A 25081-nucleotide genomic window follows, 5' to 3' on the forward strand; every position below is an offset into this window, starting at 1 on the left:
AATTATTTTTTATAAAAATTACTTTTCAAAAAAGTACATATTTGTAATACTGCTCCTTTTGAAGCTTCTGTTTCTCGTAAAGCATTAAGCACCACAAAATCATGAATTGTTCCACCATATCTTGTGGAAATAACTGGTACCTCAGCCATTCTAAGTTTTTTAGCATATGCTTCTCCTTCATCTCTTAGCACATCATATTCTGCTGTGATTAAAAGTGTTTTAGGTAAATTTTTAAGCTCTTCTAAAGGTGCTCTTAAAGGTGCTACTGTTGAAAGTAAATGAGTTTCCTTTTTGGGCGCATATACTTCCCAAAACCATTTCATAGTATCTCTTGTTAAATAGTGCCCTTTAGAAAATTGTTCGTATGACTTTGTATTTAAACTGGTATTTGTAACTGGATATAATAATATTTGTCCTAGAAGGTTAGGTTCATTTCTTTGTTTTGCTATCATAGCAACTACTGTTGCCATATTTCCACCTGCGCTATCTCCACCAACGATAATTCTATTTGGATCTAACCCATATTTTTTTCCGTTTTTTGAAACAAATAAAGTTGCTAAATAACCTTCTTCATTAGCTATGGGATATTTTACTTCTGGTGCTCTTGAATATTCAACAAAAACTATTGCTACTTTAGCCTTTAGTACAATATCTCTCATTAAACGCTTGTGAGTCTCAAAGCTATTAAACACCCAACCTCCTCCATGAAAATATATCAGCGTAGGAAGTAATTCCTTTGACTTTTTTGGTTTTACTATTACAACTTTTACTTCTTTATTCTTTTCTTTAAAAGTTGCCTTGGTAAAACTTACTTTATTATACGTTAATGTTGAATCTTTTTGCATATGCTCCATAGCATTTCTACCAATATCTAATGATAGCTCTTGTAATGGAGGTCCATCATAAGAATGGACTGCTTCTAAAAATTGTTGAACTTTTGGATCCAATCCATAACTTCCTGCTAATTTTACTTGTGCTATAGCTTTAAATTGTAGTAAAACAATAATAATAACAAATAACTTTCTCATACTATACAGCTTGTTGTATTACTCTTGTTTTTTTACTTTTTTTAGAAATAACATATTGGTTAAATAGATACAATAATGTAAATGTTCCTATATTAATTCCTAACATAATAAGTAACACTACAGGTTCATTATATGCTGAAAAATCAATAAAGACTAATAGCCAATAAATTAAAACCCACTGTATCATATAAAAAGTAGTAACATTTTTACTACAGTAAAAGAATAGTTTACTTATATAATTATTTTTAGGCAAAGCTTTTTCTATTAGATAATACACCCAAAAAAGCACTAAAATGCACCCCATTAGACCCATACTTCCTCCAGGGCCTAAATGATAATAATCTCCAAAATGATATTCGTAATTATAATCGCATAATAGCTTCCCTATCACTAAAAAAACTAAACCTAAATACAGCATCGGTCTAAATAAAGATTTATCTGCATTTTCTGGATTATCTTGGTAACTTAACCCTAAGTATAGTCCCATTAGAATAAAAGAAAGCCAAGGAAATAAAGGAAAGTATACATCGAAATTATTACCCCAAATTAAATTTAAAATGTAATCTACACCTGGAATCCCTAACTGTATACCACTTACAATTTTTGACAGCCACATTATGGCTAATACTATAAATATTAGTATGCTTTTATTTTTTATTAAAAATTTAAAGGATAAACCGATTAAAAACAAGGATATTCCTACCAATTGAAACATATCTCCTTTTAAGAAATAATTTAGCAAACCACTAAAATTACTCAATTCGAGTCCACTTGCCTTAACGAAACTTTCTGGGAAACCTCCAAAAAACAAAACTGGTATAATAAACCTTAAGAAATTTAAAATATAACCTAAAGCAATAATTAGTAGTGCTTTTTTTAATATTCCTTTTTTATTAGAATTTCTCGAGAATGCGAATGAAATTCCCATTACAATAAGAAAAACGGGAGATCCTCTTTCTAATAACTGACCTATACTTCCTGTAATTGTATTTTCCCAAGTATCCATACTTGAAAAAATCATCATAACATGTACAGGAATCATCATAAGAACACTAAAACCTCTTACAAAGTCTACTGCTCTTACTCTATTTTGTGTTTTCATTTGATGCTTTTTATATTTTGTTATTCCAACTTAATTTCTTCGATAATGGTTTTCTTTTTCTTCTAACTTGTGGAGCATTTTCTTTTACATACCCCATAAAAAAGATACCTAAAAACTGCTCATCCTTTTCTAAGTTTACATATTCTTTTCCATATTCCATAGTCGCTAGAGAAGAATCCCAATAACTTCCTAAATCTAAAGTTGTACAGCTTAACCACATGTTTTGTACTGCACATGAAATAGCTGCTAATTCTTCCCATTCAGGTAATTTAGCTTTCTTATTTGGTGTAAAAACTATTCCTATTAAAGTTGCATTTTTAGCATAGGTTTTAGTAGCTTCATAACGCTCGTTAGAAAATTGTTTCTCGGTATACAACTCTCTATAATAAGATGCCATAAATTGACTTAAGTCTAGTTGATGCTTTCCTTCTAACACTACAAAACGCCATGGCTGTGTTGCTAAATGTGTTGGTGCCCATAATGCATTCGTAACCACACTTTCAATCGTTTTTTCATCTATCTTTTTATCTGAATAATCATACGCGTAGGTACTTTTACGCGTATGTATAACTTTTGTAAGCTCTTCGAAATTCATCTTAAAAAGTTTCTATCGCTTTATTTATTTCTGCTACTTCTTTTTTAAATTGAGAAAGTGGATTTATTAAGGTTCCTTCTAACTTTAAGCTTTCTATAGGGTCTGCTAAGCTTAGCATTTGTTTCGTGTTTCCTAACTGTAATCGATTTAAACAACAACGATCAAACTCGTTTACAAACAAATCATAACGTTCATACTTTTCTGAAAATTCTAGATGTTGTTCTTGATATTCATACACACAATCTGCCACTAATTGCCAAAAATTATGTTCAGAAAAATTCACATAAGTATCTAATTGTTGCCCCATAAAACGGAAAAAACAGTCAAAAACATCTGTAAATATTGATAATACTTTCATCGTATCTGATGTCTTGGTAAAAAGTCTATCCGCATGCTCTGGCAAGTGCATTGTTTCGTTAAAAACAATTACTTCTTCTGTTATATCTTTCATTAAAACATGCACTGGAGTATTTTCTTCTAATACCATAATCAGATTTTCTCCGTGTGGCATAAACACAAATTCGTATTTATAAAAACAATGTAATAATGGAACCAAATATGCTTTTAGGTATCGTTGCACCCATGTTGTTACTCCATACGGTGAAGCTTCAATTAATGATGCTAATAACGAATTATCTTTATAATCTACATGTAGTAAAGCTGCCATAGTAAATACACGTTGATTTGAAGCTATTTTAGAAAATGGACTTTCTCTCCACAATGCTGATAACATTTTATTGTGTGAATTTGTTTTTCCTAATACCTCATAATAATGATTATGATATCCTACAGTAGCCACTTCTCCTAACATCGTAAATCCATTCTCATTCAAGTATGAATCTTCTGCCAATAAATTTGTTATCCATGTGGTAATATGTGGAGTACTTTGCATATAATATGGAGATAGACCGCGCATAAATCCCATATTTAAAATAGACAAAGCAGTCTTAGTATATAACTTTTCTGGATGTGAAGCATTAAACAACGTTCTAATAGATTGTTGTGCTGAAAATTTATCATCGCTTTCTCCAACTAAAATGATGTTTTTTTGAGCGATATCTGCTCCAAAAACTGCAACTATTTTATTTTTCCATTGCCAAGGATGTACTGGTATAAAAATGTAATCTTCTAAAGCTACTTCTTGCTCTTTTAAAACTTCTTTAAATGAAGTAATTTTTGCCTCTCCTAATTCATCCTGTAATAATTGTTCATAGGCAAACCCTTCTACAGCTGTATAGGTTGCATATTTTTTATGCCCTGCAATCCATAATATTTGGAAAGGATGGTTACTTTCTGGGGCATAGGTATGGAAATCATCTATATTAAAACCTATTCGACCATTATTAGCTACAAAACAAGGATGCCCTTCTGTCATTCCATGTTCTATTTCTTGAAAACTTTTTTCAGCTAATTCTTTTGCTGAAAATTCTTCATTTACATATTTATAAGCTGCTCCTGAAAGTGTGCTTGTTATTTCTTCTAAATAGGTTCCTAAAAACTCATCAGGAATACCTAAAGTAGTTTTAAATTCGGTAATAAAATGAAGCGCATCTAAAAATACTTTTTCAGAAATATTATTGGTTTTTATAATACTATTAGCATCCACGAACCAATGATCTAACAAATACTTCTTAGCCTTAAACTGATAGTTAAATTCTTTAGTATCTGATTGTATTTGATATACATTCCATCCATCTTCTTCTCTAAGATATTCAGGAATTAGAATAAGCTCATGTGAAAACTCACTTATTGCTTTTTTTATAAGTTGGCGATTTACAAATTCCCAAACTTGAGGTTGCAAATGTGCTATGTTATTTTTCATTCTTTTCTAGTTGGTTTAATGCTTTCTTGTACATTTCTTCCGTACAAAAAGCCAACGCTGCTTTTTTATACGATAGCTCTATTTCTTTTTGATAAACAAAACCTGCTTTCTTATTTAACTTGTGGATTTTTTCATTGTTTACATCTGGTTCAACAACTACTCTTTCTACTTCTGGTAAATTGAAAAAATAATCAATAATCGTTGAAAACACATGCCAAGTAAATTGAGGGATTCTTTTTTCTATTGGAGCAACTAGTACGTGCATTCCATAATCACTTTCTTGTACATCGTAATGTTTTGCTATGATATCTTCTGATGCTTTGTAACGTTCCATTAAAAACACAGGAACGTTGTTTAACATTCCTATGTAAGTATGATGATTTGGATTTTCTTCAATCTCTTGATATTCGGCACGTACTTCTTCTAAAGATTTATCTAACATTCCCCAATATTTCGCATACGATTGTGTTACCCATGTATGCAACATTGGTGTATCTAAATCTACTTGAAATGGACGAATACTTATTACTCCCAACCCAGCAATTTTTTTGCTAAATACTTCTTGATTCGTTTGTACCATGATTAAACTTCTTGAACTTTAAATGCTGCTATTGGATTTTGTAATTTCCCTGCAAATTGCAACAAGGCTACTGGGTCATCTAAATCAATCATTTGTTTATGATTATTTAACTGTAACCTGTTTAAACATGATAATTTGAAATCTTCTGCAAATAAATCGTATTGTTCAAACTTTGCTGCTAGTTGTGGGAATTTTGCTTGATATTCTTGAATATTTTCTGCCACTAATTCCCAAAAACGATTTTCACTATAATCTGCGTGCTCTTCTAAAATAGGTCCTAAAAAACGGAAGAACCCATCAAACATATCAGTAAAAATTGATAGTAGTTTTACGTCTTCTGGCACTGGAGCATACATTCTCTTTAAATGCTCTGGCAATTCAACTTCTGGATTTAAAATACAAGCTTCCTCTGTAATATCTTTTAATAATGCATACACAGGAATATTATCTTCTAATACCATAATTAAGTTTTCTCCATGTGGCATAAACACTAAATCGTAGTAATAAAAACAATGTAACATTGGACTTAAATATGCCTGTAAATATTTACGTAACCAATTATCAATTGAAATTCCTGAATCTTTTATAATTTCTGGTAATAACGCATTTCCATGGTGGTCTACATGAAGTAATGCTGCCATAGTTAAAGGCTTCTGGTTTTCTTTAACTACTGAATAAGGACTTTCTCTCCATAAAGAAGCTAACATTTTGTTATAATCGTTATGAGGTCCAAACTCATCAAAATAAGGATTCACATAACTTACTGAACCTATTTCGCTAAGCATTCTAAATCCATTTTCTTGGATATAGCTATCATTGTATAATAAATCTTCTAACCAAACTGCCATTTTAGGTGCTGTACCTAAGTAATATAAAGGCAATCCTCTCATGAATCCCATATTTAAAATAGACAATGCCGATTTTGTATAGAATTTCTGTGGATTGGTAATATTGAATAATGTTCTAATAGATTGCTGTGCTAAGTACTGATCTGGTCCGTATCCTAAACAAATTAAATCTCCTTTTGCTACTTCTGGAGAAAAGATATTTGCTAGCTTGTTAAACCATTGCCAAGGATGAATTGGTAAGAATAAATAATCTTCTGCTTTATATCCTTTTTCTTCTATGGTTTTATTGAATTGCGCAATCGTATCAGCATCTAATTCTTGCTGTATTAATGTTTCGTATGGAAGTGATTCTATTGCTGAAAAAACTGCTTTCGACTTATGCCCTGCCATCCATAGTAAAGAAAATGAGTTTCCTGCTTCTGGTGCATATGAACGATAATCGCTACTATCAAAACCTATTCTTCCGTTGTTCGCTACAAAACCAGGATGTCCTTCGGTCATAGATTGTTCAATCGTTTGAAAATCGGCCGTTGCTAACTCTTTTGCTATTGGATTACCTTTGGTTATTTTAAATGCACTTCCGTATAATGTACTTATGATTTCTTCTAAATATACAGGCATCTTCTCATCAGCAATGCCCAATACTTTTCTAAACTCTTTTATAAAACAGATAGCATCAATTTCTGTAATAACTTCTTTTACATACTTTTTTATTGATTTTTCATCAATCATAAAATGATTTAATGCCATTGGTTTTGCATTAAATTCATATCGTATCTCTAAAGAATCTGTATAAACTTTGTAGTGTTTATATCCATTACTTAATTCTTCAATTATTTCTGGTTTTATTAATAACTCATGTGAAAATTCACATAAAGCTTTCTTTACTAATAATATATTGGCTTGCTTCCAAACCCTTGGTTGTATATGTTGAGTTGATTGCTGTGGAGATACCACATTATCTAAGGTGTTCATGGCACTTCTTTTTAATGGTGAAAAAGATTGAATTTGTTGTTCGTAATTGGTTTTTGTTAAAAATGCTAATTGAGCTGTTTTATTAGGTAGCTCAATTACATTAGCCAATTGAAATCCTATTCTTTGGCATAGTGCAAACATTTTTTTGTTTCGAATATCTGGCTCAACAACTATTCTATTAATTGCTGAATTTGTAAAAACAAAATCCATAATTGTTCGAAACATAAACCATGTAAAGTTGGGTATTCTAGGTTCTTTAGGTGGTGCAACTATTATATGTACTCCACAATCAGACTCTTCTGTTTTATAAAAATTATTGATAACATCTAATCTCGGATTGTATCTTTCTAAAACAAATGCTGGCTCATTATTAAACATTCCTACAAAAACATCGTAATGCTCTGGTGTTGTAAGCTGTTTATATTCTTCCTCAACATCTTTCAGTGTTGCATTTTGCATTCCCCAAAAAACAGCATATTCTTTAGTTACCCATTTTTGTAAAAAGATACTATCTTCTTTTACCTGAAAAGGTCGAATAATAACCCTTCCAAAGTCTTTATATTCTTTTGAAAAAACTGCAGTGTTTATTTTTGACATTTCTTAGGCTTTTGCTAATTGTTTATGAACTCTTCGTACCGATTTAAACACAAAGAAGTATAATACTAAGGTTACTAAAAATCCTCCTAAGGCAATTGCAAAAGGCATTCGTAAACCAAAGTTATCTACTATAATTCCAACATTTAAAGAAGCCAATAAAACGCCTAAATTTTGAAAAAAATGTATTTTACTATAGTCTACCGAATACGATTCTGGAGTACTTAATTCAAATAATAAAATATCGAATTTTACGACTCCTTGAAAAATTGCCCATCCATAAATAACACGTCCTAAAACAACGACTGCTTCATTTGGTATTCCTTGTAATACAAGACCTATTAAGCCAATAAATAGTGCATTTATAATTCCTTGATGTCCATGTGATTTCCGTTTATTATTAATCCACAAAGCTACTAGAGCAACAAAACCAGGTATTGCATAAATAGTTCCTGATACGAACCTGCTTTTATAAGCAGAGATACTTTCCCAGTACAACGAAAAAAATGGTCGTATTAAAAAATCACTGAAATAAAGTATTAAGGTTATAAACCCTAATTTTAAAATAAACCCTTTAGGTATAATTTTCTTATCTACATTCTCAGGTTCTTCAGAAATAATTAAATCGGTAGCATACTTTTTACTTTTTAATAAATAAGCACTCATACTCATTTGAATAAAATCTCCTGCGGCCATTATTAAAAAAATACTGCTTGGTGCTATATAATCTACTGTGATTCCTCCTAATACTGCTCCTAAAATTCCTCCCAAGTGTACCACAACAGAAAGTAATCCAATTGTACTTGGGTGTTCTTCTTTGGTTATGATTTTTAAAATGTAAGGGTATACCAATAAATAACTTCCTTTAAATAGTACCATGATTAATGATACCATCCAAAAATTAATATACGACGTTGTATAATAGCAATACAGGGCTAATACACCAGCAATAGCTTGTGTATATATTAAAATGTTTAGTTCTGAAACTTTCTTAGATACATATGCCCAAAACGGAAACGCTATCATTACCATAAAACAAATAGCTGCAAAATAATATCCTACATTTTTGGGATTTGTCATTCCAAAACGAAGCTCAAAAAATTGAGGATAAAATGGATGCAGTAAATAATCGCTTACCACTGCAACCAATGTCATTACTATTAAAAATGTTTTTAGCTTCATCTTTTTATGCTAAAACATTTAATTGAATTTCTTCCTCTTGTGAAACATCAAACTGTTGAAATGCTATTTTTTGCTCAATAGGGTAGTGCTCTATTCCTGTTATTTCTTTAATTATATAAGAATTTCTATAAGCAACCATTCCTAAATCTGGAGTTACAAAACCATGTGTATGTAGTTCTGCATTTTGTACAAAAATTTCATTGTTGTTTTTGTCAACACTATAATTCCTATTTACATCAAAACGACTTTGTTCATCCCATTGAATTCTATCTGAAATTCCTTCAATAAATTCTGGTAAATAGTAACCATATCCTGTAGCTAATACTAAACCTTCGGTTTCGTGTTTAAAATATTTATCTTGTTCTACTTGATGCAATTCTAAACTAATTGAATCTTCTTTTAATTCCGTTTCTTTTAACTCAGTATTTGTACGTAAGGATACTTTTAAAGGCTCTGTTGCAATTACTCTTTTAGCATATAAAGTATCGTGAATTGCTCCTATTAAATCTTGATTTACTCCTTTGTATAAATGTTTTTGATTTTTAATAAGATGATCTCTTTTTTGAGGTGGTAAATTGTAAAAGTAATCCACATACTCAGGAGAAGTCATTTCTAATGTTAACTTAGAATATTCTAGAGGGAAGAAACGTGGAGAACGTGTAATCCAATTTAATTCATACCCCTTTGTATCTATTTCTTGTAATAAATCAAAAAATATTTCGGCAGCACTTTGTCCACTTCCTAAAATAGTAATTTTCTTTTGCTCTTGTAAGTTCTCTTTATTATCTAAATACTTTGATGAGTGTATTGCCTTACCTTTTAACTTTTTACTACACGCTGGAATATATGGTTGAGTTCCTGTTCCTAATACTAATTTTTTTGCTTTGTATATTTTAAGTTCATCTGTTTTTGTACAAACACTTGTTACAATATAAACTCCTTCTTTTTCATCATAATTTATATGCGTAACATTTGTATTAAAATGAACATTCGGTAATTTTTTAATTGCCCATTGACAATATTGATTGTACTCATTTCGCAATAACAAAAAGTTTTCGCGTATATAAAAAGAATAAATTCTTCCTTGTTCTTTTATATAATTTAAAAAACTAAACGGATTTGTTGGATCTGCTAATGTTACTAAATCTGCCATAAAAGGAACTTGCAATGTTGTATCTTCTAACAACATACCTGGATGCCAATCGAACTTCTCTTTTCTATCTAAAAAAACACCATTTAAATCCTCAATAGGTTCAGTTAAACATGCCAATCCTAAATTGAAAGGTCCTACTCCTATAGCTATAAAATCTGCGATTGTACTTTTCATTATAATAATTCTGTTTTAGGTTGATATTTTTTCCCTGTTTCCTCAATCATTTCAATAATATTTAGAAGATTATTTATTGTGTTCTTCGGATTCAACAATGTGAATTTTAAATAAATACTACCATTTAATTTTGTACTTGCTATTGAAGCTTTTCCAGATGCAAACAATGTGTTTTTAATATGTAGATTTACTTTATCATGAGTTGGTTCATGTGCTGCTTCCGAGTTTTTATACCTAAAAACAACAGTACTTAATTCAGGTACATGTGCTAATTCAAAATTTGGATTAACACTCATTTTCTCATGCACTCGCTTCGTTAGATTATGTACTTCTTCTAAATAAGACGTTATTGTTTTTGTTCCTAATGTCTTAAGCGTTAGCCAAACTTTTAGAGCATCAAACCTTCGAGTGGTTTGAATTGATTTTTCAATTAAATTTGGACGTTGTTGATCTTTATTTTCAAGAGGGTTTAAATAATCAGCATAATAAGATACATACTTAAAATGTTGTTTGTTCTTCGCTAAAAAGGCACTACAACTTACCGGTTGAAATAATGTTTTATGAAAATCTATTGTAATAGAATCTGCAATTTCCGATCCTTTAAAATAGTGTTTATGTGTATCTGTAAGCACATAACATCCTCCGTATGCTCCATCTATGTGCAACCACATTTTATGCTCTTTAGCAACCCTACCTATGGTTTCTAACGGATCAAAACTACCATAATCTGTAGTTCCTAACGTAGCTACAACTGCAATAGGAATATTACCTTCTTGTTTTGTTTTTTCTATAGCCAAGACTAATTCATTAGCGTCCATTCGCATTTTAGCATCTGCTTTTATAGGAATTACTGCATCATAGCCCATTCCTAACAAAGCAGCATTTTTTTGTATGCTAAAATGTGCTTTCTCAGAGCAAAAGATTCTAAATTTACTTATCTCATCAGACCAACCATTTTGTTTAATATTGATTCCAAAATTTTCAAATGCATAATCGTCACGAGCCATTAACAATGCCATAAAGTTCGATTGTGTTCCTCCACTTGTAAACACACCATCTGAACTTTCTGGAAATTCAAAAGCATTACAAATCCAACGAATAACTTCTTGCTCTATAAAAGTTGCTGATGTACTCTGATCCCATGTTTCTACCGCAGTATTAATAGTCGTGGCTATCATTTCTGCAACAATTGACGGTAATGTTATTGGGCAATTTAAGTGGGCTACATAATTTGGGTTATGAAAAGCTATTGCTTTCTTTATATACAAATCATTTAACTGCTCTAAAGCATTATCTAATGATTGTATTCCTTCAATATTATCTAGCTTTGCAGCAAGTTTGTCATTTTGTATTTCTACTAACTCATCTCCTTTATAAAATTTTCTATTCGATAAAAATTTTTGAATATAAGTAAGTGTTTTTAGCGTATACTCCTCGTATAATTTTACTGACTCATCATTAAACAAATGGTTATTTAATGACAATTCTTTTAATGAAGGGCTTTCTTTAAGAATCATTATTTTTATTTAGTCTTAATAGTTTCTATATTGCAAAAATATATTCCGCTTCATGAAAAAAATGACGCGATTAGAAATTAAAAAGACGCAAAACGAAAAGAATTTTAGTCTTAAAAATAAAAAAATGGATACAAATATTGGTTTAATTTATGGCTCTGATACTGGTATGACGGAAGAAGTTACGCATACTATTGTTGATGAATGGAATGAAAGTGAAATAGAAGTAATTGAAGTATCGCAAGTAACTAAATCTGACTTTGAGAGGATGGATATTCTCTTTTTAGGATTATCTACTTGGTATGATGGTGATTTACAAAGCGATTGGGAATCTTATTTTGATGAGTTCAAAACCATTGATTTTTCTAACAAAAAAATTGCTTTATTTGGCTTAGGAGATCAATATGGTTATGGTGAATATTTTATTGACGGTGTAGGTATGCTAGCTGAAGTTATTATAGAAAACGGTGGAGAAATAATTGGGCATTGGTCAACAGATGGCTATGATTATACAGAATCAAAAGCTAAAATAGACGGAGAGAATTTATTTTATGGGTTGGCGTTGGATGAAGATAATCAGCCAGAATTAACGCAAGAAAGACTATCGACTTGGTTATCGATATTAAAAGAAAAATTAATAGCTTAAGTTTAATAAAACTTAAGCTATTCTGTATTTTTAACTTTCTGGAGCTAGTTCTACTTCTAGTCCTTCCAATTCGGGTGTCATTTGTATTTGACATCCTAATCGGCTATTATCTTCTACATAAAAGGCTTCAGCTAACATTGCGTCTTCATCATCTCCCATTTCTGGTAATTCATGATCAGATTTCACATAACATTGGCACGATGCACACATTGCCATACCGCCACAAATACCAATTGTACCCTCTGGTGCCAATTCATAAGAACGAACTACTTCCATTAAGTTCATTGCCATATCTGTTGGCGCTTGTATTTCGTGTAAAACACCGTCTCTATCTGTGATTTTTATAGTAATGTCTTGTTCCATATTACAAATTCATTTCTTTACGTAGTGTCTTTGCTCTCTTATCTTCTCCGTCATGAGTCCAACCTGGAGAATTAAAAATATAATTCAACTTATCAGAAAACTTATCTGCTCGCTTTACATCTTTCCAAATAGCACTATATTCGTGGGTAGCGACTTTTATTGGATTATAGGTTTCAATATTAACAGTTAATCCAAAAACTGGTTTATCTACTTCAATCAATTCTTCTGAAAACGTTCCAAACATACGATCCCAGATAATTAACATTCCAGCATGATTACAATCTAAATAACGAATATTTGATGCATGATGTACTCTGTGGTGTGAAGGCGTATTAAATATAAGCTCTATAGGTTTTGGCAATTTATTTACCAATTCTGTATGCACAAAAAACTGATAGATTAAACTAATTCCCATCATGGTAAACATCATTAAAGGATCAAAACCTAGTAATGGAATCCATAACCAAAAAAAGAATTTATGAATACGTTCTCCTACTCCTTGGCGTAATGCCGTTCCTAAATTCATGTGTATTGATGAATGATGCGGAACATGACCTGCCCAAAATAAACGTACTTCATGATTTAATCGGTGAAACCAATAGTAAGCGAAATCATCTGCAAAAAACAATAAAATCCACGCCCACCACTGTCGTTGTACTATTCCTTTTAATGGACTTAATTCATACAAATAGAAAAAAACAATAAAAGCTACAATTTTAGGTATAAATTCTATAATTGCTGAAAATACCATCATCATAAGCGATACTCCTGTATCTTTTCCATGGTACTTTTCTTTCGCTATTTTGTATTCTACCAACATAGAAATAAAAAACACTGGCAATGCAAAATATAGAAGTTTATCTTCTGATAATTGTTGTATGTAATCAGTTATAGTCATTTACTATTTAAAAAGATTATTCAATTTTTTTAACAACTGCCTTTGGTGCTTCTTTCTTAGTTCCATCGAAACCTGTAACTCCACCTACTGTTGTATATTTCATTACATATTTTTTATCTGGAAAAATACGTTGAAACGCACTTTGACACATTAGCGTTGCCTCATGAAATCCACATAAAATTAACTTTAATTTCCCCGGATATGTATTTACATCACCAATTGCATAAACACCTGGGATATTTGTTTGATAATCTAAAGCATTATTTACTTTAATTGCATTTTTTTCTATTTCTAATCCCCAATTTGCAATAGGCCCTAATTTAGGTGCCAATCCAAATAATGGAATAAAATGATCACATGCTAATGTAAATTGTTCTTTATCTTTTGGTGCTACTATAACTCCTGTTACTTTATCTTCTCCTGCAATTCCTTTAACTTCTGCTGGTGTAATTAAATTAATTTTACCTGCATCTTTTAATTCTTGCACTTTATCTACAGAATCTAAAGCTCCTCTAAATTCATTTCTTCTATGAATTAATGTTACTGAAGATGCTACATCTGCTAAAAAAATAGACCAATCTAAGGCCGAATCTCCACCACCTGCAATTACTACATCTTTATCGCGATACAATTCTGGTTCTCGAATCATATATTCTACTCCTTTATCTTCAAAATTTGCGATATTAGGAATAGGTGGTTTACGTGGTTCAAAACTTCCTAATCCACCAGCAATAGCTACTACTGGTGCTTGGTGTTTTGTTCCTTTATTCGTAGTTACAATAAAAGATCCGTCTTCTTGTTTTTCAATAGTATCAGCACGTTCTCCTAAAGTAAACCCTGGTTCAAACTGTTTTATTTGTTCCATCAATTTATCAGTTAAATCTCCTGCTAAAATTTCTGGATATGCTGGAATATCGAATATTGGTTTTTTAGGATATATTTCTGAACATTGACCTCCTGGTTGTGGCAATGCGTCAATTAAATGACATTTTAGCTTTAATAATCCTGCTTCAAAAACGGTGAATAATCCAGTAGGACCTGCACCGATAATGAGTATATCTGTCTTAATCATTTTAAAATAATAAAATCGGGTAAATGTATTACTTGCAACCTTTATATAAACTGATATTTATCAGTTATCCTATATTAATTACTTCTTCAATTTCTGGTGCATACTTTTTTATCGTTGCCTCAACTCCGTTTTTTAACGTCATTTGGTTTACTGAACAACCACTACATGCTCCCTCTAATTGTACCTTTACTGTATTATTTTCAATAGATAATAACTTAATATTTCCGCCATCACTTACTAAAAATGGGCGAATTTCTTCTAAAGCCTTTTCTACATTGTTTTTTGTTTCTGTTGCTGTCATAATCTTTGATTATTTAGTGCTGCAACCACTCATTGTTGTAATACGTACTACTTCTGTTGGTGGTAAATTTGCATTTCTTTTTAATAATTGAGAAATCATTTCTTTAGTTACATCGGTAAATGCTTTTTCTAAAGGTGTATTATCTTGTAAAGCAACTGGATGACCAGCATCTCCTGCTTCACGAATACTTTGAACCAATGGAATTTCTCCTAAGAAACTAGTTTCTATATCTTCAGCCAAATTTTTAGCGCCTCCTTCTCCAAATATATAATATTTGTTATCTGGCAATTCAGCTGGTGTAAAATATGCCATGTTTTCTACAATACCTAAAACTGGCACATTAATATTTTCTTGTTGAAACATTGCTACTCCTTTCTTAGCATCTGCTAAAGCAATGTTTTGTGGTGTACTTACAACTACTGCTCCGTTAATTGGAACTGCTTGTACTATTGATAAGTGCACGTCTCCTGTACCTGGTGGTAAATCGATTAATAGAAAATCTAACTCTCCCCAATCTGCATCAAAAATTAATTGATTTAATGCTTTTGAAGCCATAGGTCCACGCCAAATTACTGCTTGATTTGGATTTGTGAAAAAACCTAGAGATAATAATTTAACTCCGTAATTTTCTACTGGTTTCATTTTAGAACGCCCGTTTACATTTACAGCTAATGGCTTTTCTTGTTCCACATTAAACATTAAATGTTGTGATGGTCCATAAACATCAGCATCTAAAATCCCTACTTTAAATCCCATTTTAGCTAAAGACACAGCCATATTAGAAGTAATTGTAGATTTCCCTACTCCTCCTTTTCCTGATGCTACTGCTATAATGTTTTGAATATTTGGAATTTCTTTTCCTCTAATCTGGTTTGGATTTTCTTTTTGCTGAACCTCAACCTTAACATTCACTTTAACATCAATCTTTTGACCGACATGTTGGTGAATTGCCTTCATTATTTCTACTTCAACTTTCTTTTTTGCTTGTAATGATGGATTTGAAATTGTTACATCTACTATAACCTCTTCACCAAAAGCTACTACGTTTTTTATATTCTCGTTTTCTACTAAACTTTTACCTTCTCCAGGTGCTGTAATAGTTTCTAACGCCTTGTATATATCTTGTTTCTTAAAACTCATTAGAGTAATTAATTATATTAATTCTAAATTACAAAGATACGCTTTAGCCCTCATAAAATAAAGTCTTTAGATTGTGATTATTTATAGATTTATAAGCAATATTTATTTTTAGTATTTTCGCTAATCTATGGATCTTATTAATCAAATAAACTCATTAGCATATCCGCTTGCAATTCCAATATTTGTTCTATTAATTTTAATAGAAATTTACCTTGGTTGGAAAGATCGAAATCAAAATCATGAGCTCAAAGATTCTAGTGTAAATATTATTTCTGGACTAGTATTTTTTGTTATTTCTCTACTAACAAAATCATTAAAACTTTTAGTTTTCTTTTATGTTTATGATAATTTTAGATTGTTTACAATTGAATACAATACATGGATTTCTTGGATTGTTCTATTCTTTTTAGATGATTTTGTTTTTTATTGGGGACATAGAATTTCTCATACAGTATCATTTTACTGGGCAAGTCATGTAGTGCATCATTCTTCTGAGCGTTTTAATTTTTCAACAGCTTTACGAAAAACATGGACCTACGATGTTACAGGTCATTTTCTATTTTGGGTTTGGTTGCCTTTTGTAGGTTTCCATCCTTTGCAAATTTTTGCTATTAAAACTTTAAATTTTATTTACCAATATTGGATTCATACTGAAAAAATAAAAAAACTTCCAAAATGGTTTGAATTTGTTTTTAATACTCCTTCACATCATAGAGTACATCATGGCTCTAATTTAAAATATTTAGATAAAAATCATGCTGGTGTGTTAATTATTTGGGACAAAATATTTGGTACTTTTCAAAAAGAAGAAGAAACGCCTACTTATGGTTTAACTTCAAATATTAAAACTCATAATTTATTTAAAGTTGAGTTTCACGAGTGGAAAAGTATGCTAAAAAGAGTTTTTAATAGTAGTAGTTTAAGTAATGGAATTAAATACTTATTAATGCCTCCAGGTTGGAGTCATGATAAAAGCAGCCTAACTACTAAAGAATTAAGAACTAAAATTAAAAAGGATTTATAATTCTCCTGAAGGATTCCAAAAAATCTTATCGAAATCTTGAATCTGATTTTCTATTACTACTATACCTTCACTTTCTAATAATTGTTGCATAAGGTTTGTACCATCGAAGTGTTGCTTTCCTGTAAGCAATCCTATTCTATTTACAACCCTATGTGCTGGTACATTTTTTGCTCCTGAATTGTTCATTGCCCAACCTACCATTCTTGCAGAACGTGCAGCTCCTAAATAAGTTGCAATTGCTCCATAACTTGTTACTCTTCCATGCGGTATTAAACGTGCAACTTCATATACCTTTTCAAAAAAATTATCTGATTTTTCCATTTATTAAAAGTATAATTTTATTGCTGAATATATTGCTATAAAGCCCGTTATTAATCCTATTAAAATAGTAAAGTATTTAGAATATTCTATTAATTTATTTTCAAATTTTTGTGCAAAAAAAAGGTAACTACTTAAAATAGCAAAAGTTCCTAAAACTGTACCTATTCCAAAAACCGACGTACAGATAAGTCCAGACATTGCCCAGCCATGCATTACAAATGATGAATGCGCTACAGCAAAAAAGGGTATAGCAAACATATTAACTGAAGAAAGAGACAAACCAAAAAAGAATCCATTTTTTATAGGCTTACTTTCTTTTTGCTTTGTTTTAGATATTCCTTTGTATATAAAAGTTACAGAAATTATTGCAAAAACGAATATTGCTATCTTTTTCACCCAAATTATTATCTGAGGATAGTCATTAATAAAAGTAGATAGTAGTACTGCTAACAATACTTGAAGCAATACAATTACTGAAGCTCCAAAGGCAAATTGATATGCTATTTTTCTATTGTTTTCTATACAAATTTTACTCGCAGTGATATTTAACATACTTGGCGGTGTATAACCTATATAGGAGGTTACAAATCCTAAAGCCAAATGTGATAATATCATTTTTGCGAGTTTTATACTTTACTTTAAGTTTGACGAAAATAGTAGGTTTTCCTTTCGGAAAAATAGTTTAAAAAATTCTTTATAAATTTTAAATCAACTAGTATTTTAACTTAAAACGTATATAAGTAATTGGTTTTCCAACTTCTAAATATTGTTTTTCATAAAAAGTTTGTGTTGATGTTACTTCTTCTGGAGCTCCTTCATTTTTATACACATTATGATTTGCATGTATTATTTCATGGCCTTCTCCATGTAACAAACCTAACGTATACCCATGCATAAATTCGCTATCGGTTTTCAAATTCATAATACCATCTTCTTTTAAAATATGATGGTATTTCTTTAAAAAAGTAGCATTCGTCATTCGATGCTTAGTACGTTGGTATTTTATTTGTGGATCTGGGAAAGTAATCCATATTTCATCAACTTCATTTTCTGCAAAAATATAATCAACTAATTCTATTTGCGTTCTAATAAAGGCAACATTTTGCATGTTGTTTTCAATAGCAGTTTTAGCACCACGCCAAAAACGAGCTCCTTTAATATCTATACCAATAAAATTTTTATTTGGATTTTTTTCTGCTAATGCAATTGTGTATTCTCCTTTACCACAACCTAATTCTAAAACAATAGGATTATCGTTTTTAAAAAAAGTATTCCATTTTCCTTTTAAAGGAAAATCACCAGTTACTTCTTCCCTTGATGGTTGAAGTACATTAGCAAACGTTTCATTTTCTTTGAAACGTTTTAATTTGTTTTTGCTTCCCAATGTATATAGAAATTAAGCTCTATCTTCTGTTCCTTCACGTGAAAACCTAGCAGCTTCTTTCATCCAGTAAGCAAATAGCACTACTAATATTGCTAAGAAAAACCAGTTTACTGCATTTGAAGTCCACCATCCTGCACTTCCTTTAGCTACTTCTAAACGTAACCATTTAAAAGGAACGAATAACAACTCAAAAAAATTTCCTATTAATCTAAAAATATTTAATCCTAACATAACTTGATTATCTTTACGTTTGCAAAAATATAAAAAGAAACGATGTTAGCCAATTTTTTCGGTAAATCTAAACCTGTAAATTTTGTAGTGCTTTTTGCACTCTTTTTAATTTACTTTTCTTTAGGTCTATTTTCTAAAGAATTATCTTTTAACCTTTTTAAGGAACTACTTTGGTTTATTGTTGTTTTTTCTGTTTACAATTTTATTATTGCTAAGAATCAATTAACTTTTGATAATTCTTATGCTTTTCTATTTTTTGTAATACTTTTAGGTTTTTTCTCTGATACTTTAACTATTAACAATACTTTTTTTGCTTGCTTAACTGTATTGCTTTTTTTACGTAAAGTATACAGTATACAATCATCAAAAAACACTTTTCATAAATTATTTGATGGTGGTTTATGGCTTGGTATTTCTTTTTTAATTGAGCCTTATACAGCTATATTCATTGTTTTACTGTATTTGTCAATTTATTTACACCAACGTTTTACTTATCAAACCTTATTAATTCCTTTAATTGGTTTTGGTAGCCCTGTTTTTTTATATTATACGTATTGCTTTTGGTACGATAAAACTCAAGATTTTTATCTTCTTTTTAACTGGAACTTTTCTTTCGATTTAGATTTTTATTTACAGACTAAATATTTGTTTCCTGTAATTTTTGTTTCTTTTTTCACCCTATCAGCAATACTACTAAAAAGCCCTAAAGCTTTAGCCGTTCTTAATAGTTTTAGAAAAAATTGGATATTAACTTTAACCCACTTAACAGTTTCTTTATCAATAATATTTTTAATTAAAGATAAAACTGGTAGCGAATTACTATTCTCTTTCTTCCCCATCTCTATAATCTTAGCAAATGGTTTAGAATTATTTCAAAAAAAGTGGTTTGCAGATTTAATAATAATAGCAGCGCTCGCAAGCTCTATAATTGCCAATTTTATTTAAAACTACATTTTAGCTCCAAAAGCTAAATCTCCGGCATCTCCTAAACCAGGAATTATATAACCTTTATCGTTAAGGTTTTTATCAATATCAGCGATCCATAAATCAGTGTCTTTGGGAAAAATTTCTTTAATATAATCTACTCCTTCTGATGAACCTATTACTGATACTATTTTAATTTCTTTAGGCGTTCCGTATTTTTTTATAGCTTCATAAACTGCGACTAAAGAGCGTCCTGTTGCTAACATTGGATCTACCAATAATAATGTTTTACCATCTATTGATGGTGAAGCAAAATACTCTACAACAATTTCAAATTCTTCATCATTATTTGGGTGGTGACGGTATGCAGATATAAAAGCATTTTCAGCGTCATCAAAATAGTTTAACAATCCATTATGCAAAGGTAATCCTGCTCTTAATATTGAACATAAAACAACATCATTAACTGGCAATTTTGTAGGCTTAACACCTAAAGGAGTTTTAACATCCTTATTTTCAAAAGGTAACTTCTTACTTAATTCATACCCTAGAACCTCTCCTATTCTTTCTATATTTCTACGAAAACGCATAGAATCTTTTTGTACGTTAACGTCTCTAATTTCTGCTAAGAACTTATTAAGTATAGAATTTTCTTGGGCTAGGTGATGAATGTGCATATTTTAGTTATTTCCTGCGAAATTACAAAAAAGAAAAACTCCATCTGATGTGATGAAGTTTTTTAATTTTTTTAAAAAATGACATAAGAGAATTTAAGTCCTACTGCTGGATAAATCGTTGTGCTATCTAACCATTTTGGAATATCAAAATCCTTAGCAAAGCCTAATCCAAAATGTACATTTAGTAACCAATTACCTCCCAAAGATCTTTGCATTCCCCAATGAACTTCGTTCATTAATACATTATTCCCTGGTTTTTCTCCAATTGCTTCAGAGAACCTTTTTGTAGTATACTTTGTTTGAAAAGCCCAGTAATTTCCTGAATTATTTGAATTGTTTTTTCCGTCTTTAAATCGTTTTTCTCTATTATAGATGTACTTGAATTCAGATTTAAAATATGCTGATGGTGCTTTATTTATAGTCCAATTAGCTTCCATTCCATTACTTACACGATATGATGCTCCAATACCTGTACTTAAATCTACAGTCCATTTTTTCGCTAGCGGTACTTCATAGGAAATTCCTAACCCTGAAAAATTAAAGTCTGTTTTAAATAATGATTTTAAATTGGTGTTTTCTTGTGAAAACGTTGAAAAAGATACTAAGAAGATTGTTGCAATTGATAGTAGTAATTTGTTCTTCATAACTTAATGTTTAGTTTAAATTTAAGCTACCTCAAAAACAAGTTTTATGCCACTAATTATTTTACAAATATCTTTAACATTTTTATAACCTCTTCTCTATTTTCAATATAGCTCATATGACCATTTGATAAAAATTCAATTGGTGTATTTGTATTTTCTGCTTCGTTAGTTATTGACTTTATATCTATTACAGAGTCTTTTTTTCCATTTATAATCAAACGTTTATTTATTTGCTGTAAAACATTTTCTTTATTCTTTCTTAAGCACATTCCTTTGGTTGCAGCAATATATCCTTGAACTGGCGTTTTTATAGCTTCTTGTTTTATTTGTTCTATTTCTAGAGAAAATTGTTTTCTAGTTTCTTCTACAAATAAATTTGCAATAGACATTTTTACTAAATTAATATAATTAGTTTGAGCTAATTTACATGCTTTTAAACGTAATTCTTTGCGTTCCTCCGAATCTGCTTGCGATGTTGAGTTTAGTAAACATAACCCTTTTACACACTCTAAATATTTCTCTGCAAATGCTAAAGACACATACCCTCCCATTGAATGCCCTATAAATATTGACCTTCGGATTTTTAACTCTTTTAAAACAGCTTTTACTGCATCTGCCATATCCTCCATTGAATGTACATAACCTATACATTCTGAATTTCCATGACCTAATAAATCAATACAAATTATACGATTACTCTTTTTTAACTTCTCTACAATATCATTCCACATTGTAGAGTTTTCGAGAAATCCGTGAAGTAAAACAATCGCACTTCCTTTACCCACATCCGAATACGCTATTTTACTATTTTTATAAATGATAAATTCTTGCATCTTGCAAAAATATGTATCTTTCGCTAGTATTTATTCTAAAAACCATGCTTACCTCTCCATTTCCTCAATTATCTAAAAAAGCAGAAAAAAAAATCACTTTTTTTTTAATTTTTTCTACCATTATAGTTGGTTTCTTTATGATCGTTTTAGATAGTTTTTTAACTAATGAAACTTGCAAACACGGAATCATCTCTTTTGAATTAACTAATAATTTGGATTCTTCTAAAGCTATTATAAGTTCTTGGGATATTCAATCTAAAATTAGTGCTGGTATAAGTTTAGGCTTAGATTTTTTATTTCTAATTCTCTACTCATCATTAATTGCTTTATTAATTCATAAATTAAATAAAAAACTATGGACCAACCGTTCTTTTTATTCAATAGGAGTTGTAATTATTTTTGGTCAGTTTCTAGCTGGTATTTTTGATGCTATTGAAAACATTGGATTAATACAATTACTTTTAGGTAATCTTAGTCAGTTTTGGGTATCATTAGCTTATTATTTTGCTTTTACAAAGTTTATAATCATTAGTATTAGCTTCTTATATATAATAATTAATTTCATATTTCTCTTAATAAAAAAATCAACTAAAAATGAATAAAACTAAAGAGATATTTATCACTGGGTTTGCTCTTTTTTCTCTATTCTTCGGAGCAGGAAATTTATTATTACCGCCTTTATTAGGTTATAATGCAGGTGAAAATTGGTTTTGGGTAATTATTGGTTTTATGGTTACATCTGTTATAATTCCAATTATTGGGATTTTAGCACACTCAAAACTACAAGGAACTTTATACGATTTTGGTAAAAAAGTATCTCCCACTTTTAGTTTAATATATTCTATTATTATTTATATAATTTCTATTGCAATTCCATCGCCTAGAACTGCATCTGCAACACATGAAATTGCTATTCATCCATTTTTTGGCACAAGCCCATTGCTAACAAGTTGTGTTTATTTTTTGTTGGTTTTAGTTTTTGTTTTAAACAGATCTAAAATCTTAAACCTTATTGGTAAATATCTAACACCTTTTATAGTCTTGATTTTAGTTTTAGTAATTGGTATTGGATTATTCTCGAGTGATATGCTTATGAATCCGAGCACATATACTACACCAATTGTTGCAGGATTACTAGAAGGTTATCAAACTTTTGATGCTATTGGAGCTGTAGTAGTAGGTGGTGTAGTTATTATTTCTTTAAAATTGAAAGGACATGATTCTTTTGAAGATAAAAAAGAACTGATAAAAAAAGCTGGAATCATTGCTGGTATAGGTCTTTTTATAATTTATGCTGGATTGATTTCTGTAGGAGCATTTTATGGTTCAGAAATTTTAGTTGATAACACATTAAGTGGCGATATGCAAAGAGCCAATTTACTCCGTGGAATTAGTATTGCAACCTTAGGAAATATTGGGAATGCATTTTTAAGTATTTTGATTGCATTAGCTTGCTTTACAACTGCTGTTGGTATTATAACTGGTACTGCTGATTATTTTAAAGGATTATTTAAAGACTCTCAAAAAGTCTATATTATTACTGCTGTCACAGCGTGTATAATTGGTGTTTTGGTTGGGCAAATGGATTTCCATTCTATAATTGTAATTGCTTTACCAGTCTTAATGTTTATTTACCCAATAACAATCGTATTAATTTTATTAAACGTATTACCTGAAAAATGGACTTCACCAATAGTTTTTAAAACTGTAGTAATAACGACTTTTATATTTAGTATTCCTGATTTTTTAGGATTTGTAATTCCACGAGAGAATTTAGTTGGAGTTAAAAATTTAATTCCCTTTGCGAATGAAAGTTTAGGTTGGGTATTACCAGCAGTTTTGAGTTTTATTGGGATTAACCTAACAAAAAAAACCAGAATCAGAACTTAAAGCTGAATAACAAAAAATGTTTTTAATAACTCATTAACGTTTAAAAATCAAACAATTAACTATTTTTGATGAAAATCAAAAATCATGAAAGCTTTATATTATTTAATCATTTTACTTTTTACAATTCAATTATCTGCACAAAAAAAAGAGCAAGCAATTAAAGATGTTAAACAAGCTGCTTATAATTATATTGATACTTTTTATAAAGCTGATACGACTTTAGCTTATAAAAGTGTCCATAAAGATGTTAGAAAAGTTGGCTGGTGGTTCGATAAAAAGAAAGGGAAGTTTTCTAATAAATCTGAAATGCCTTTTGATAAATTAATTGCTTTAGCTAAACGCTGGAATGCAAAAGGTAATAGAGCCAATGAAAAATCAATTAGAGAAGTTAATATTTTAGAAGTTTCTGATAAAATTGCAGTTGCAAAAGTTACTGCTGTTTGGGGTATTGATTATTTGAATATGGTAAAAACTAAAGATGGTTGGAAGTCTATCAATATCATCTGGCAGTCTAAACCTAAATTCTCTTTAAAAGATTAATCTTTTTCATAAAAAGAATACCCAAACTAATTAAAGTTCGGGTATTTATATTTTTAATTTAAGAAGTAAATTAAAATCTATAACCTAAATTAATACCAACTCTTGGTACTACAGAACGAGATTCTGAAGAAAACATATTTCTACCTAATCCACCATAAACATCAACCACAAATCCTCCTCCAGAAATATATTTAGATCCTATAGCTATACCTAAGGCTCCATCTGTATATTCTTTATATTGTTTTAAGTTACTACCAACTATATCAATTTCTTTTTCTCCGGTATTAATTCCTAAAAAAACTTCACCAAAGTAATTCCAGTTTCTATTATTTGTAAAATAATGACGAAAGTATGGTGTAATCATTCGTTTTTCATTATAGCGAAAATCAGCTGATCTTTTCTCAAAATTAAACAAAGCCGAAACACCAACTGATGATCTTTCACTTGTATAATACTCATAAGAAACCTCTAATGTTTTAAATGCTAATGCATCTAGTAAATCTACTTTTACTTCTTGCTGAGCTTGTGTAAATGAGCTGATAAAAAGTACTGCTCCTAAAAATATTTTTTTCATATTTAACTTTTTATTAATATTTTAAATAGTACTATCAATTATAGTACCACAA

At 30.2% G+C, this 25081-nt stretch carries 28 protein-coding genes; 6 read left to right on the forward strand and 22 right to left on the reverse strand.

Annotated elements, in window-relative coordinates; translation table 11 throughout:
• Nucleotides 1–2 precede the first annotated feature (2 nt).
• From Q0881_RS00705 to Q0881_RS00745, 9 genes are read right to left on the reverse strand one after another with little or no spacing between them, the layout of a single operon-like run.
• Nucleotides 3–1028, reverse strand: coding sequence for an alpha/beta hydrolase (locus tag Q0881_RS00705; RefSeq protein WP_299156008.1), 1026 nt, complete (start codon nucleotides 1026–1028; stop codon nucleotides 3–5).
• Nucleotide 1029: 1 nt separating this feature from the next.
• Nucleotides 1030–2130, reverse strand: coding sequence for a heparan-alpha-glucosaminide N-acetyltransferase domain-containing protein (locus Q0881_RS00710; protein WP_299156010.1), 1101 nt, complete (start codon nucleotides 2128–2130; stop codon nucleotides 1030–1032).
• Nucleotides 2131–2140: 10 nt separating this feature from the next.
• The gene (locus tag Q0881_RS00715; protein ID WP_299156012.1) at nucleotides 2141–2725 is read right to left on the reverse strand and encodes a nitroreductase; all 585 of its coding nucleotides are present in this window, start codon (nucleotides 2723–2725) and stop codon (nucleotides 2141–2143) included.
• A 1-nt stretch (nucleotide 2726) separates the two neighbouring features.
• A complete protein-coding gene (locus Q0881_RS00720; protein WP_299156014.1) occupies nucleotides 2727–4547 on the reverse strand; it encodes an IucA/IucC family siderophore biosynthesis protein in 1821 nt (606 codons plus the stop codon).
• Entirely contained in the window at nucleotides 4537–5127 is a 591-nt protein-coding gene (locus tag Q0881_RS00725; protein WP_299156017.1) for a GNAT family N-acetyltransferase, read from the reverse strand. The genes Q0881_RS00720 and Q0881_RS00725 overlap by 11 nt, the downstream gene beginning before the upstream one ends.
• A gap of 2 nt (nucleotides 5128–5129) precedes the next feature.
• Nucleotides 5130–7547 (reverse strand): GNAT family N-acetyltransferase, encoded by a 2418-nt coding sequence (locus tag Q0881_RS00730; protein WP_299156019.1) that lies wholly within the window; start codon nucleotides 7545–7547, stop codon nucleotides 5130–5132.
• A 3-nt stretch (nucleotides 7548–7550) separates the two neighbouring features.
• Complete coding sequence (locus Q0881_RS00735) at nucleotides 7551–8726, reverse strand: MFS transporter (RefSeq protein ID WP_299156021.1); 1176 nt, start codon at nucleotides 8724–8726, stop codon at nucleotides 7551–7553.
• 4 nt (nucleotides 8727–8730) lie between these two features.
• Entirely contained in the window at nucleotides 8731–10053 is a 1323-nt protein-coding gene (locus Q0881_RS00740) for a lysine N(6)-hydroxylase/L-ornithine N(5)-oxygenase family protein (protein WP_299156023.1), read from the reverse strand.
• Complete coding sequence (locus Q0881_RS00745) at nucleotides 10053–11570, reverse strand: aspartate aminotransferase family protein (RefSeq protein ID WP_299156025.1); 1518 nt, start codon at nucleotides 11568–11570, stop codon at nucleotides 10053–10055. The genes Q0881_RS00740 and Q0881_RS00745 overlap by 1 nt, the downstream gene beginning before the upstream one ends.
• A gap of 52 nt (nucleotides 11571–11622) precedes the next feature.
• Between Q0881_RS00745 and Q0881_RS00750 the strand changes: the two genes are divergently transcribed.
• Nucleotides 11623–12213 carry a flavodoxin gene (locus tag Q0881_RS00750; protein ID WP_299156027.1) on the forward strand — a complete coding sequence of 197 codons (591 nt, stop codon included), beginning with the start codon at nucleotides 11623–11625 and terminating at the stop codon, nucleotides 12211–12213.
• Between the two features lie 30 nt (nucleotides 12214–12243).
• Here Q0881_RS00750 and Q0881_RS00755 read toward each other — a convergent pair whose 3' ends face one another.
• The 5 genes from Q0881_RS00755 to Q0881_RS00775 all read right to left on the reverse strand — a co-directional run bounded on the left by Q0881_RS00755 (nucleotide 12244) and on the right by Q0881_RS00775 (nucleotide 15987).
• On the reverse strand, nucleotides 12244–12576 hold the full coding sequence (locus Q0881_RS00755; protein ID WP_299156029.1) for a 2Fe-2S iron-sulfur cluster-binding protein: 333 nt from the start codon (nucleotides 12574–12576) through the stop codon (nucleotides 12244–12246).
• Between the two features lies 1 nt (nucleotide 12577).
• Nucleotides 12578–13474, reverse strand: coding sequence for a sterol desaturase family protein (locus Q0881_RS00760; RefSeq protein ID WP_299156031.1), 897 nt, complete (start codon nucleotides 13472–13474; stop codon nucleotides 12578–12580).
• A gap of 16 nt (nucleotides 13475–13490) precedes the next feature.
• Complete coding sequence (locus Q0881_RS00765) at nucleotides 13491–14546, reverse strand: NAD(P)/FAD-dependent oxidoreductase (RefSeq protein WP_299156033.1); 1056 nt, start codon at nucleotides 14544–14546, stop codon at nucleotides 13491–13493.
• A gap of 64 nt (nucleotides 14547–14610) precedes the next feature.
• The gene (locus Q0881_RS00770) at nucleotides 14611–14847 is read right to left on the reverse strand and encodes a NifU family protein (RefSeq protein ID WP_299156035.1); all 237 of its coding nucleotides are present in this window, start codon (nucleotides 14845–14847) and stop codon (nucleotides 14611–14613) included.
• A 9-nt stretch (nucleotides 14848–14856) separates the two neighbouring features.
• Nucleotides 14857–15987, reverse strand: a complete 1131-nt coding sequence (locus Q0881_RS00775; protein WP_299156037.1) for an Mrp/NBP35 family ATP-binding protein — start codon at nucleotides 15985–15987, stop codon at nucleotides 14857–14859.
• Nucleotides 15988–16114: 127 nt separating this feature from the next.
• Here Q0881_RS00775 and Q0881_RS00780 point away from each other — a divergent pair, with 127 nt between their 5' ends.
• Complete coding sequence (locus Q0881_RS00780; RefSeq protein ID WP_299156038.1) at nucleotides 16115–17011, forward strand: sterol desaturase family protein; 897 nt, start codon at nucleotides 16115–16117, stop codon at nucleotides 17009–17011.
• On the opposite strand, the gene Q0881_RS00785 is transcribed toward Q0881_RS00780, so the two are convergent.
• From Q0881_RS00785 to Q0881_RS00800, 4 genes are all read right to left on the reverse strand, one after another.
• Nucleotides 17006–17332 carry an MGMT family protein gene (locus Q0881_RS00785; RefSeq protein ID WP_299156040.1) on the reverse strand — a complete coding sequence of 109 codons (327 nt, stop codon included), beginning with the start codon at nucleotides 17330–17332 and terminating at the stop codon, nucleotides 17006–17008. The genes Q0881_RS00780 and Q0881_RS00785 overlap by 6 nt on opposite strands.
• 3 nt (nucleotides 17333–17335) lie before the next feature.
• Entirely contained in the window at nucleotides 17336–17947 is a 612-nt protein-coding gene (locus Q0881_RS00790; RefSeq protein ID WP_299156042.1) for a hypothetical protein, read from the reverse strand.
• Nucleotides 17948–18044: 97 nt separating this feature from the next.
• Entirely contained in the window at nucleotides 18045–18716 is a 672-nt protein-coding gene (gene trmB / locus Q0881_RS00795) for a tRNA (guanosine(46)-N7)-methyltransferase TrmB (RefSeq protein ID WP_299156044.1), read from the reverse strand.
• 12 nt (nucleotides 18717–18728) lie between these two features.
• Nucleotides 18729–18947, reverse strand: coding sequence for a hypothetical protein (locus Q0881_RS00800; RefSeq protein WP_299156046.1), 219 nt, complete (start codon nucleotides 18945–18947; stop codon nucleotides 18729–18731).
• 42 nt (nucleotides 18948–18989) lie between these two features.
• On the opposite strand from Q0881_RS00800, the gene Q0881_RS00805 reads away from it, so the two are divergent.
• The gene (locus Q0881_RS00805) at nucleotides 18990–19892 is read left to right on the forward strand and encodes a DUF6427 family protein (RefSeq protein ID WP_299156047.1); all 903 of its coding nucleotides are present in this window, start codon (nucleotides 18990–18992) and stop codon (nucleotides 19890–19892) included.
• Between the two features lie 2 nt (nucleotides 19893–19894).
• Here Q0881_RS00805 and upp read toward each other — a convergent pair whose 3' ends face one another.
• From upp to Q0881_RS00820, 3 genes are all read right to left on the reverse strand, one after another.
• On the reverse strand, nucleotides 19895–20548 hold the full coding sequence (gene upp, locus Q0881_RS00810) for a uracil phosphoribosyltransferase (protein WP_299156049.1): 654 nt from the start codon (nucleotides 20546–20548) through the stop codon (nucleotides 19895–19897).
• Between the two features lie 71 nt (nucleotides 20549–20619).
• A complete protein-coding gene (locus tag Q0881_RS00815; RefSeq protein ID WP_299156051.1) occupies nucleotides 20620–21192 on the reverse strand; it encodes a hypothetical protein in 573 nt (190 codons plus the stop codon).
• A gap of 56 nt (nucleotides 21193–21248) precedes the next feature.
• Nucleotides 21249–22025: an alpha/beta hydrolase gene (locus Q0881_RS00820; protein WP_299156054.1), complete on the reverse strand. Its 777-nt coding sequence runs from the start codon at nucleotides 22023–22025 to the stop codon at nucleotides 21249–21251.
• A gap of 11 nt (nucleotides 22026–22036) precedes the next feature.
• On the opposite strand from Q0881_RS00820, the gene Q0881_RS00825 reads away from it, so the two are divergent.
• The 3 genes from Q0881_RS00825 to Q0881_RS00835 all read left to right on the forward strand — a co-directional run bounded on the left by Q0881_RS00825 (nucleotide 22037) and on the right by Q0881_RS00835 (nucleotide 24455).
• Nucleotides 22037–22627 (forward strand): hypothetical protein, encoded by a 591-nt coding sequence (locus Q0881_RS00825; RefSeq protein ID WP_299156056.1) that lies wholly within the window; start codon nucleotides 22037–22039, stop codon nucleotides 22625–22627.
• A complete protein-coding gene (gene brnQ / locus Q0881_RS00830) occupies nucleotides 22620–23915 on the forward strand; it encodes a branched-chain amino acid transport system II carrier protein (protein ID WP_299156057.1) in 1296 nt (431 codons plus the stop codon). Before Q0881_RS00825 ends, brnQ begins: the two co-directional genes overlap by 8 nt.
• Before the next feature lie 84 nt (nucleotides 23916–23999).
• A complete protein-coding gene (locus Q0881_RS00835; protein WP_299156059.1) occupies nucleotides 24000–24455 on the forward strand; it encodes a nuclear transport factor 2 family protein in 456 nt (151 codons plus the stop codon).
• Between the two features lie 70 nt (nucleotides 24456–24525).
• Here the strand turns inward: Q0881_RS00835 and Q0881_RS00840 are convergent, their stop codons facing one another.
• Nucleotides 24526–25029, reverse strand: coding sequence for a DUF3575 domain-containing protein (locus Q0881_RS00840; protein WP_299156061.1), 504 nt, complete (start codon nucleotides 25027–25029; stop codon nucleotides 24526–24528).
• Nucleotides 25030–25081: the final 52 nt, after the last annotated feature.

The organism is uncultured Tenacibaculum sp. (genome assembly GCF_947494125.1).
Lineage (GTDB): Bacteria > Bacteroidota > Bacteroidia > Flavobacteriales > Flavobacteriaceae > Polaribacter.